This is a genomic window from Gordonia sp. i37 (assembly GCF_002043085.1).
GTDB lineage: Bacteria > Actinomycetota > Actinomycetes > Mycobacteriales > Mycobacteriaceae > Gordonia > Gordonia polyisoprenivorans.
The window spans coordinates 1-9,660 of the sequence record NZ_MVPX01000119.1 but is presented as its reverse complement, the minus strand read 5'-3'; the positions used below and the strand labels follow the sequence as shown (position 1 = coordinate 9,660).

Sequence of the window (9,660 nt, the reverse complement as noted above, 5' to 3'; positions counted from 1 at the left end):
CGCGGCCATCCTCGCCGGCGCCGACGATCGGCTGCTCGTCGTCGTCGGCCCGTGCTCGGTGCACGACCCGATCGCCGCACTCGACTACGCGCGCCGGTTGGCGCCGCTGGCCCAGCAGTACTCCGAGCGGCTCAAGATCGTGATGCGGGTGTACTTCGAGAAGCCCCGCACCACCGTCGGATGGAAGGGCCTGATCAACGACCCCGGCATGGACGAGACCTTCGATGTCGAGCGCGGTCTGCGGACGGCGCGGTCGTTGCTGCTCGACATCATCGACCTCGGGCTGCCGGTGGGATGTGAGTTCCTCGAACCGACGAGCCCGCAGTACATCGCCGACGCGGTCGCCTGGGGGGCGATCGGAGCCCGCACCACCGAATCCCAGGTGCACCGCCAGCTCGCCTCGGGACTGTCGATGCCGATCGGCTTCAAGAACGGCACCGACGGCAACGTGCAGGTGGCGATCGACGGCGTGAAAGCCGCTGCGGCATCGCATGTCTTCTTCGGCGTCGACGACTTCGGGCACGGCGCGCTGGTGGAGTCGGCGGGCAACTCCGACTGTCACATCATCCTGCGCGGTGGCACCGCCGGACCCAACTACGACGACGACTCCGTCGCCGATGCTGTTGCGGCATTAGAGCGCTCGGGTCTGACGCCGCGGGTGATGATCGACGCCAGCCATGCCAACTCCGGCAAGGACCACCTCCGCCAGGCCGAGGTCGCCACACAGATCGCGGCATCGATCCGCGCGCGCCGGGAAACCGGCGACCCGGTGCAGGTGAGCGGCGTCATGCTGGAGAGCTTCCTCGAGGCCGGAGCCCAGTCTCCCGATGCCGATCCGCTCGTCTACGGCAAGTCGGTGACCGACAAATGCATGGACTGGGCGGTCAGCGCCGCGGTGCTCGCCGAATTGGCGCGTGGCTGAACCATTTCGGCGTGGCACCGTCGATCTGCCGCGACAGTTCTGCTCACAGCAGAAGGTGGCGGGTACCGCTCGGGTGCCGTCGTAGGATCGACCCCATGATCGAGCAGACGTCCAAGGCCGAGACCGCCGGAGCCCGGTCGTCGGCACCGGTGGAACCGCTGTTGCGCGAGGTGACCGGCAAGGTTCTGCGACGCCATCGCCACGATCGGGCCGAACGTCTCGTCGAGACCGCTGGTCGGGCCGGTGTCTCGAGCCAGTATCTTTCCGAACTCGAGCGCGGCCGCAAGGACGCGTCGAGCGAACTGCTCGGTGCCGTCGCCGGGGCTCTCGGCCTGTCACTGCTCGACCTCACCCGCGAGGTTGCGGCGGAGTTGGCCCGGTCGATGAGCGTTCCGGTGCTCGGTTCGGTGCCGGCGCGGGGCGGGGATCGGGTGACCACTCGGTGGCGCAACGCCTCCCGGGCGCCACTCGCGCTGGCCGCGTGAGTACTGCGGGCCGTCACCGGCGGGCGAGCACGGCGCGCTCGTCGATGACGTGGTCGGCGATTCCGTAGTCGACGATCTCAGACGCTCGCAGGACCCGATCCCGGTCGGTGTCGTGGCGCAACGTCTCGACGTCGTTGCCGGTGTGGCGGCTCAATGCACGTTCGATCTCCTCGCGGGTCCGCAGGATCTCCTCCGCGGCGAGGATCAGATCGGGAATGGTGCCGCGGCCCTGCCCCGACGGCTGGTGCAGTAACACCCGCGCATGCGGCAGCACCGCACGCCGGCCTGGTCGGCCCGCCGCCAGCAGCAGGGCGGTCGACGAGAGTGCCTGTCCCACACAGGTGGTCGCGATGGGCGCGTGACAGTACTGCATGGTGTCGTAGAGCGCGAAGGTGGCCATCACCGATCCCCCGGGAGAGTTGATGTAGAGGTCGATCGGCGCCTCCGGGTTGTCGGAATCGAGGTGGAGCAATTGTGCGATGAGTGCGTTGGCGACGCCGTCGTCGAGTTCGGTTCCCAGATAGAGGATTCGGTCGTCGAGCAATCGGCTGTAGATGTCCATGACGCGCTCGCCCTGCGGCGTTCGGCTGATGACGTTGGGAATCGTGTAAGTGCTCATCGGATCACCCCGAATCCGGCCGGTGTGGTCGCGGCCGGACGCAACTGTGCCACCGAGTCGACGACGTGATCGACGAAGCCGTACGCAAGCGCCTCCTCCGCGGTGAACACGTGATCGCGCAGCGAGTCGGCGAACACCCGATCACGGGTCTGGCCCGTGCGCTCGGCGATGACCCCGAGAACGGTGTCCCGAACATGGCGCAGGTCGTCGGCCTGCAACTCGATATCGGGGGCGTAACCGCCGATCCCCGCAGATCCCTGGTGCAGCAACACCTTTGCGTGCGGCAAGATGAATCTTTTTCCGCGGGTGCCGCAGCAGAGCAAGAATTGTCCTGCGCTGTAGGCCATTCCGAGGTTGACCGTCACCACGTCGTTCGGGACGATCCGCATCGTGTCCATGATGGCGAGCATCGCGGGCACCGAGCCGCCCGGAGAGTTGATCCACAGGCCGATGTCGGCGACCGGATCGTGTGCCGACAGCATCACCAACTGTGCGCACAGCGCACTGCCGATCTCGTCGTCGAGTGCCGAATCGAGCATCAGGATGCGTTGGTTCAGCAGGCTCTCGGCGGTGCGTTTACGGAGGGGTGGGGAGGTCTTCTGTTCGCTCATGTGTCCAGGTTGTCGAGCGCTTCGCCAGTGGTGCCATCCGATGCTGCTGTGCGCGGAACCGCGCGGCGCACAGCAGATGTGGTGTGGGCACAGCAGGTCTGATGGTCTCCTCAGAGCACCTCGACCTCGGGGCGTCCGGCCGGAATGGTCACGACTGCGCGTGTGTGGAGCCGGGCGTCGGCGGTGCTGACGGTCGGGCAGACCCGGAACCGCGCCTCCCACCGGTCGTGGGTGATCGTATTCAGGACGTATCCGCGTTGGGCGTTGCCGAATTGTACGTGGGGTGAGGCGGCCTTGAGTTGTCGATCGGACTCGTCACTGTCGGGTCCGTCGCCGCCGGAGCTGATGGATGTGCCCGCCAACTCGACGCCGACCGTGGGCGCAGGTCGGGTGTAGGTGGATCGCAACTCCGACACCACATTCCGGTGGATGTCGCCGACGATCGACACGAGGTTGGGGGTTCGGCGTTCGCGGGCGCCGTCGAGGACACGCGCCCGCGACGCCTCGTACCCGCTCCATCCGTCCATGCTCACCGCGCGGACCCCGTCACGCTCTCGCGCGAGGTCGGCGATCGTCGTCTGGTGGGCCAGGACGTTCCATCGGCAACCGGAGGCCGCGAGACCGTCGAGTATCCACCGCTCCTGGGCTGCGCCGGTGATGGTGCGGCGTGGGTCGGCGGTGGCCGCGTTCTGCCCGGTGTCGTTGTCGCCGTTCACCTGATCGCTGCGGTGGGTACGCGTGTCGAGGACGCTGAACCGAGCGAGATCGCCGAACGTGAAGCGACGATAGGCACGAAATCCGCGCCCGGGCGGGGCGAGCCGAACGGCGGTGTTCTCCCACCAGGCGCGCATGCCCGCAGCCCGGCGGAGCAGGAACTGCGGAATGGGTTGGTCGTCCTCGGGAGTGTCGGCGGCCCAGTTGTTGTCGACCTCGTGGTCATCGAAGATCGTGATGAACGGGCTCATCCGATGCGCCGCTTGCAGGTTCGGGTCGAGTTTGTACAGGGCGTAGCGCTCGCGGTAGTCGTCGAGGTCACGGCATTCGCGATACGCCGACGCCGGTACCACCGCGGTATCGCGTGCACCGCCGCCCATCGGGATCGGCTTCTCGTAGATGTAGTCGCCCAGATGAAACACCACGTCGGGGGCCTCGCGGGCCATGTCGCCGAACGCCGGGTAGTGGCCGTCGGCCCAGGCCTGGCAGGAGGCGAAGGCCAACGACAGTGCGCCGGTGGGTGTTCCGACGCGCTGTGCGGTCCGGGTTCGGCCGACCTCGGAGATCTCGCCGAGCGCGCGAAATCGGTAGAAGTAGTCGGTCCCGGGCGTCAGGCCGCGGACGTCGACGTGCACGCAGTGCCCGGTGTCCGGGCCGGCACGGGTCACACCACGCGCCACGACGCTCCGCATCCGCTCGTCGCGGGCCACTTCCCAGCCGACATCGTGGGATTCTCGGCCCATGCCCCCGCCGGGTGCGAGTGGGTCGGTCGCCAGCCTCGTCCACAGGATGACGGCGTCGGCGAGCGGGTCGCCGGAGGCGATTCCCAGGGCGAACGGGTGGCCGGCACCTCGGACCCGTGGAGCGGAGGCGGCGTCGGTGGCGAACAGGGTGGGGGCGGTGGCCAGCCCGGCGGCCAGCGCGGTCCAGGTGAGGAATCGACGGCGCGTCGTCCCGGCGCGCAGCACCTTGTCCGGGGTGACGCGTAGCGGAATATGGCTGGGGGAGGACATGCCTCGAGGCGATCACCGCACGGTGTCGTCGGGGATGACGACCGGCCACGACTCGGTGATGCGGTGGTGAAGACCTGGGCAACGCCTCGGCGAGATGCCTGCTACGCTCAGCGCGCGTCGGTTCCGACCGGGTCACACGGTCCGGTCGGTGAAAAGGGAATCTGGTGAGAATCCAGAGCTGCCCCGCAGCGGTGACGGAAACGACAGCGGCTCCTCGCACTGGACTTCACGGTCCGGGAAGCGGCCGCGGGTAGGTGGCATCTCGGTGCCGCGTCCGAAGTCCGAAGACCTGCCGCCGTGGCCATGGGGGACCGTGGTCGACACTTGCCTCGCGGGATATGGCCGGTGCGCCGATCTGTCGTGCGCGGCTGTCTTCCGCCCGACGAGAGACCGTGCCACAGTGGACGATCACACCTCACCGCAGGCCGCGCCACCCGCGCCGACCTGGGCGCGTGTCGGCGTGTTCGCGGTGCTCGGTGTGCTCGCGCTGTTCGTGGTCGCATGGGCGGGTGTGGCGTTCGGTACCGCCGACGTCGGTGGAACCGATGTGCCGCGCTTCGTGTGGGCCGCACTGACCGGCGGCTCGATCTCCGCCGACGACGCCGCCGCGTACTGGATCGTCATCGATTCGCGGGTACCACGGGTGATCACCGGAGCGGTGGTGGGCGCCGGGTTGTCGGTGGTGGGAGTGGTCGTGCAGGCGATGGTGCGCAACCCGCTCGCCGACCCGTACGTGCTCGGTATCTCCTCCGGCGCATCGGTGGGGGCCACGAGCGTGGTGCTCTTCGGCGTCCTGTCGGGCATCGGGCTCTATGCGATGCCGGTCGCGGCCTTCGCCGGAGCGCTGCTCGCGACCCTCATCGTGTTCGGGATGGCCTCCGGGGCAGGCGGATTGACACCGTTGCGACTCGTGTTGACCGGCACCGCGGTGGGCTACGGCTTCTCGGCGCTGACCACGGTGTTGGTGTTCCTCGCACCCACCGGCGACGCCGCGCGCAGCGTGATGTTCTGGCTCCTGGGCAGTCTGGCCGCGGCCAGCTGGTATTCGGCGGTCCTCGTGGGCGTCGTGACCGTCGGCGGGGTGATCGCGGTGGCAGGCTTGGCGCGCTCGCTCAATGCCCTCGCCATGGGCGACGAGGTCGCCGCGTCCCTCGGGTTGTCGGCGTCGCGGTTCCGCGTCATGGCATTTGCGTTGTCGGCGTTGATGACCGGTCTGATGGTGTCGGTGTGCGGGGCGATCGGCTTCGTCGGGCTCGTCGTTCCCCACGTCGCGCGGCTCCTCGTCGGCGCCGACCATCGTCGCCTCGTGGTGATCGCTCCGCTGATCGGCGCGGTGTTCCTCGTTGCCGCCGATCTCGTCGCCCGAATCGCCGTGCCGCCACAAGAATTGCCGCTGGGCGCGATCACCGCCGCCGTCGGGGTGCCGATGTTCCTGATCCTCATGCACCGCCGACGCAGCGTGGTCGATCGATGAAACGGGTTGACGACCACCGGGGGTGGGGAACATGACCTCAGCGGGCTATCACGGGGTCGGCGTCGACATCGGTTCGGCAACGTTGCTGCGCGAGGTGACCTTCACCGCTGCGCCGGGGAGTTTTCTCGGCGTGATCGGACCCAACGGCAGCGGGAAATCGACACTGCTGCGTTGTCTGTATCGCGCCCAGCGCCCCACGACCGGCCACGTCGAGGTCGACGGCGTCGACGTCACCGCCATCTCGATGCGCGACAACGCCCGTCAGGTCGCCGCGCTCACCCAGAGTTCCACGTTGGACTTCGATTTCACCGCAGCCGAGGTGGTCGCCAGCGGTCGGTTCCCACATCGGTCGATCGCGCGGACGTCCCGGGCGAGGGATGCGGCGGCGGTCGAGGAGGCCATGGGTGTCGCCGGGGTCGGCCATCTCGCGGATCGTGTCTTCACCTCGCTGTCCGGGGGTGAGGCGCAGCGGGTGCTGATCGCGCGGGTACTCGCCCAGCAGCCACGGGTCATGGTGCTCGACGAACCGACCAACCATCTCGATGTGCGACACCAGTTCTCGGTGCTGGCCGCAGCCCGCGACTCCGGCGTCACCGTGGTGGCGGCCCTGCACGATCTGAACATCGCCGCCCAGTTCTGTGACACGCTGCTCGTCCTCGTCGGCGGTCGGGTCGTCGGGACCGGCACTCCCGAGCAGGTGCTGGTCCCCGCGAATCTGCGCGCCTGGTTCGACATCGACGCCCACATCGTCCGGCATCCCCGCCTCGACGTCCCCCAGATCCTCTTCGATGAAAGGCAACCATGAGAAGACTTCCGCTGCTCGCGCTGGTCTGCGCGGCACTGCTGACACTCGCCGGATGCGGCGCCGACGTGGCGTCGCCGTCGCAGAGGTCCGCCGGGGCCTCGGTGACCGTCACCAACTGTGGTGCGCCCCTGACGGTTCCCGGCGTGCCGGACCGCGTACTCACCAACGACACCGGTATCACCGAGTTCATGTTCGCCCTCGGGCTCGCCGATCGGATGGTCGGCTACACGACCTACGCGGGCAAGGAACGTGACATCGCCTCCTCGCCGTGGAAGTCGGATTTCGCATCGACCAAGAACCTCGGTGACGCCTTTACCCGAGAGGTCATCGCGGCCGCCGAACCCGACTTCGTGTTCGCCGGATGGAACTACGGGTTCAAGGAGTCCACGGGAGTCACCCCGGACTGGATACGTACCATCGGCGCGGTCCCGTATCAGTTGACCGAGGCGTGCCGGCAGGCCGGCAGCACCGCGCGCGGCATCATGCGGCCCTTCGATGCGCTCTACGCCGACATGAGCAATCTCGGTGAGATCTTCGGCGTGCAGCGCCGCGCCGGTGACCTTGTGTCGCAGTACAAGTCACAGGTCACCGAGGCCGGGCGCGGAGCCCCGCAGGCCGGTTCACAGGCCAAGGTGTTCCTCTTCGACAGCGCCGACCCGAGCCCGTTCACCTCCGGGCGCAACGCGGCGCCGGATCAGATCATCGACGAGGCCGGCGGCACCAACGTGTTCGGCGATCTCAACGACTCCTGGACCACCACGTCGTGGGAGGCCGCGGCGCAGCGCAACCCCGACGTCATCGTCATCGTCGATTACGGTGCCGGCGAGCAGAACACGGTGGACGCCAAGATCCGCCAGCTCGAGTCACAGCCGCTGATGGCCAACACCACCGCCGTACGGGAGCGGCACTTCATCTCGTTCCCGTACGCCGCACTCGTCGAGGGCCCGCGGAATCCGGCGACCACGGTGGCGCTGGCGAAATACCTACGGTCGATCGGTCGGTGACGGCTCGGGGATGACGAACTCGGGGATGTTGTTGGTGGGGGCCCGGCACGGTGGGGCGTGTCAGGCCAGCACCAACCACACCGCGATGTAGTGCAGCAGCGCAGCGATCGCGGTGCACACGTGGAAGACCTCGTGGTGACCGAAGGTCGCCGGCCACGGGTTGGGACGTCGTAGCGCATAGAGGATGCCGCCGACGGTGTAGAAGATCCCACCGAGGGCGAGCAACACCATGACGGTGACCCCCGCGTGGGTCACCAGGCTCGGGGCGACGGCGACGATGACCCAACCGAGCAGAACGTAGAGCGCCACGCCGAGCCAGCGTGGTGCCGCGGGCCAGACGATCTTCAGCACCACCCCGGCGACGGCACCGATCCACACGATCCCGAGCACCCACAATCGCAGCGGGGACGGCAGGGCGACCACACAGAACGGTGTGTACGTGCCGGCGATGAACAGGAAGATCATCGAATGGTCGGCGCGCTTCATGCGGATCTGGGCGCGGACGGTCTTCCAGTGCACGCGGTGATAGGTCGCCGACACGCCGAAGAGACCGACGATGGTGATCGCATAGATCGCACACGCCGTCGATGCGGCGGCGCCGCGCAGGAGTGCAGCCCCGATCACCACGGCGATACCGCAGGCCGCGGCCACGAAGGCCGCGTACTGATGGATCACACCCCGCAACCTCGGCCGATCGGCCACCGGCGTCGTCAGTACGGTCATCACAGGAACCTACGGTACCGTAACTTACGCGGCCTGCGGGATGATGTGGCGATCACCTCCAGTCCGTCGGGAGACCGAGGACCGCACACACCCTCGACCGTGCGCGGCTAATCTGGGTCGCGATGAAACTGCTTCCCGATCGCCTGCGCGGCCCGATGCTCACCGTGTACGAGCGACGTCTGGTCCAGCTGATGGACACCACCCGACTTCCGTGCCACGTTGCGATCATCTGCGACGGCAATCGGCGTTGGGCCCGCGAAGCCGGTTTCGAGGACGTCAGCCACGGTCATCGGGTCGGCGCCCGGCGTATCGCCGACATGCTCGGGTGGTGTGCCGAGCTGGGCATCGAGACGGTGACCATCTACCTGCTGTCGACGGAGAATCTGCAGCGCGAGTCCGAGGAACTCGACGCGCTGATGGAGATCGTGCCCGACATCGTCGACGAGATCTCGCGGCCGGCCGACGACGCCGACCCCGAGGCGCCGGCCGGCGACTGGCAGGTGCGCATCGTCGGCACGCTCGATCAGTTGCCGGAGGCGGTCGCGCAACGGCTGCGCAGTGCCTCCGAACGCACCCGGGGCCGCGACGGCATGAACGTCAACGTCGCTGTCGGCTACGGCGGCCGCCAGGAGATCGTCGACGCCGTGCGGGCGCTGCTCGCCGAGTGCAAAGCCGACGGCGGGACGCCCGAGCAGATGATCGACGCGGTCACCGTGGAGGCCATCGACCGCAACCTCTACACCAAGGGTCAGCCCGATCCGGATCTGGTCATCCGCACCTCCGGAGAGCAGCGACTCTCCGGATTCCTGCTGTGGCAGAGCGCGTACTCCGAAATCTGGTTCACCGACGCGTACTGGCCGGAGTTCCGGCGGGTGGACTTCCTGCGCGCGCTACGCGACTACGCGGCCCGGAATCGACGATTCGGTAAGTAACTCCGGGCCCTTCGTCGGTCAGCGGTACTCGGTGATCAGCGTGGCGAGGGCGTCGACGTCGCGGACGAAGGTCGAGTTGGCCGGACTCGCGAACCCGACGACCAGCCCGCCCTGAGCGACGCCGTTCTCGTCGACGGGCGGATCGGCGTCGGGGTGGCGCATGGCGTCGAGGCCGCCGAAGGCGAAACCCCGTGCATGACAGTCCCGCAGGAGTCGGTGCTCGACGTCGACCGGCAGCGGGATCACCGCGTGCAGACCGGCCGCGATCCCGGACACCTCGATCCCATCGGCGGCGAGCCGGGCGATGAGGTGATCGCGTCGGGCGCGATAGAACTGACGGCTGCGCCGGATGTGGGTG

General features: G+C 68.1%; 10 protein-coding genes, 1 pseudogene and 1 riboswitch. Of the genes and pseudogenes, 6 read left to right on the top strand and 5 right to left on the bottom strand.

All coding sequences use genetic code 11. The annotated features are described in order from the left end of the window. A partial coding sequence (locus B1964_RS05640) for a 3-deoxy-7-phosphoheptulonate synthase (protein WP_079929168.1) occupies window positions 1-922 on the top strand: 922 nt, incomplete at its 5' end. Window positions 923-1,017: 95 nt separating this feature from the next. Then, a complete protein-coding gene (locus tag B1964_RS05635) occupies window positions 1,018-1,407 on the top strand; it encodes a helix-turn-helix transcriptional regulator (RefSeq protein ID WP_079929167.1) in 390 nt (129 codons plus the stop codon). Between the two features lie 13 nt (window positions 1,408-1,420). Here the strand turns inward: B1964_RS05635 and B1964_RS05630 are convergent, their stop codons facing one another. From B1964_RS05630 to B1964_RS05620, 3 genes are all read right to left on the bottom strand, one after another. Next, window positions 1,421-2,026: an ATP-dependent Clp protease proteolytic subunit gene (locus B1964_RS05630; RefSeq protein ID WP_006372284.1), complete on the bottom strand. Its 606-nt coding sequence runs from the start codon at window positions 2,024-2,026 to the stop codon at window positions 1,421-1,423. Beyond that, the gene (locus B1964_RS05625) at window positions 2,023-2,637 is read right to left on the bottom strand and encodes a ClpP family protease (RefSeq protein ID WP_079929166.1); all 615 of its coding nucleotides are present in this window, start codon (window positions 2,635-2,637) and stop codon (window positions 2,023-2,025) included. Before B1964_RS05625 ends, B1964_RS05630 begins: the two co-directional genes overlap by 4 nt. A gap of 110 nt (window positions 2,638-2,747) precedes the next feature. Continuing rightward, window positions 2,748-4,364 carry an alkaline phosphatase D family protein gene (locus tag B1964_RS05620; RefSeq protein WP_079929165.1) on the bottom strand — a complete coding sequence of 539 codons (1,617 nt, stop codon included), beginning with the start codon at window positions 4,362-4,364 and terminating at the stop codon, window positions 2,748-2,750. 101 nt (window positions 4,365-4,465) lie between these two features. Further along, window positions 4,466-4,676: riboswitch (cobalamin riboswitch) on the top strand. A gap of 88 nt (window positions 4,677-4,764) precedes the next feature. Here B1964_RS05620 and B1964_RS05615 point away from each other — a divergent pair. The 3 genes from B1964_RS05615 to B1964_RS05605 are packed head-to-tail and all read left to right on the top strand — an operon-like array spanning window position 4,765 to window position 7,647. Next, window positions 4,765-5,838, top strand: coding sequence for an iron ABC transporter permease (locus B1964_RS05615; protein WP_079929164.1), 1,074 nt, complete (start codon window positions 4,765-4,767; stop codon window positions 5,836-5,838). Window positions 5,839-5,869: 31 nt separating this feature from the next. Beyond that, window positions 5,870-6,643, top strand: coding sequence for an ABC transporter ATP-binding protein (locus tag B1964_RS05610; protein WP_079929163.1), 774 nt, complete (start codon window positions 5,870-5,872; stop codon window positions 6,641-6,643). Then, complete coding sequence (locus tag B1964_RS05605; protein WP_079929162.1) at window positions 6,640-7,647, top strand: ABC transporter substrate-binding protein; 1,008 nt, start codon at window positions 6,640-6,642, stop codon at window positions 7,645-7,647. The genes B1964_RS05610 and B1964_RS05605 overlap by 4 nt, the downstream gene beginning before the upstream one ends. A 60-nt stretch (window positions 7,648-7,707) precedes the next feature. On the opposite strand, the gene B1964_RS05600 is transcribed toward B1964_RS05605, so the two are convergent. Further along, entirely contained in the window at window positions 7,708-8,370 is a 663-nt protein-coding gene (locus tag B1964_RS05600) for a hemolysin III family protein (RefSeq protein WP_172398762.1), read from the bottom strand. A 122-nt stretch (window positions 8,371-8,492) separates the two neighbouring features. Between B1964_RS05600 and B1964_RS05595 the strand changes: the two genes are divergently transcribed. Continuing rightward, complete coding sequence (locus B1964_RS05595) at window positions 8,493-9,302, top strand: isoprenyl transferase (RefSeq protein WP_079929160.1); 810 nt, start codon at window positions 8,493-8,495, stop codon at window positions 9,300-9,302. A gap of 18 nt (window positions 9,303-9,320) precedes the next feature. Here B1964_RS05595 and B1964_RS05590 read toward each other — a convergent pair. Then, a pseudogene (locus tag B1964_RS05590) lies at window positions 9,321-9,660 on the bottom strand (PLP-dependent aminotransferase family protein); the annotation flags it as partial.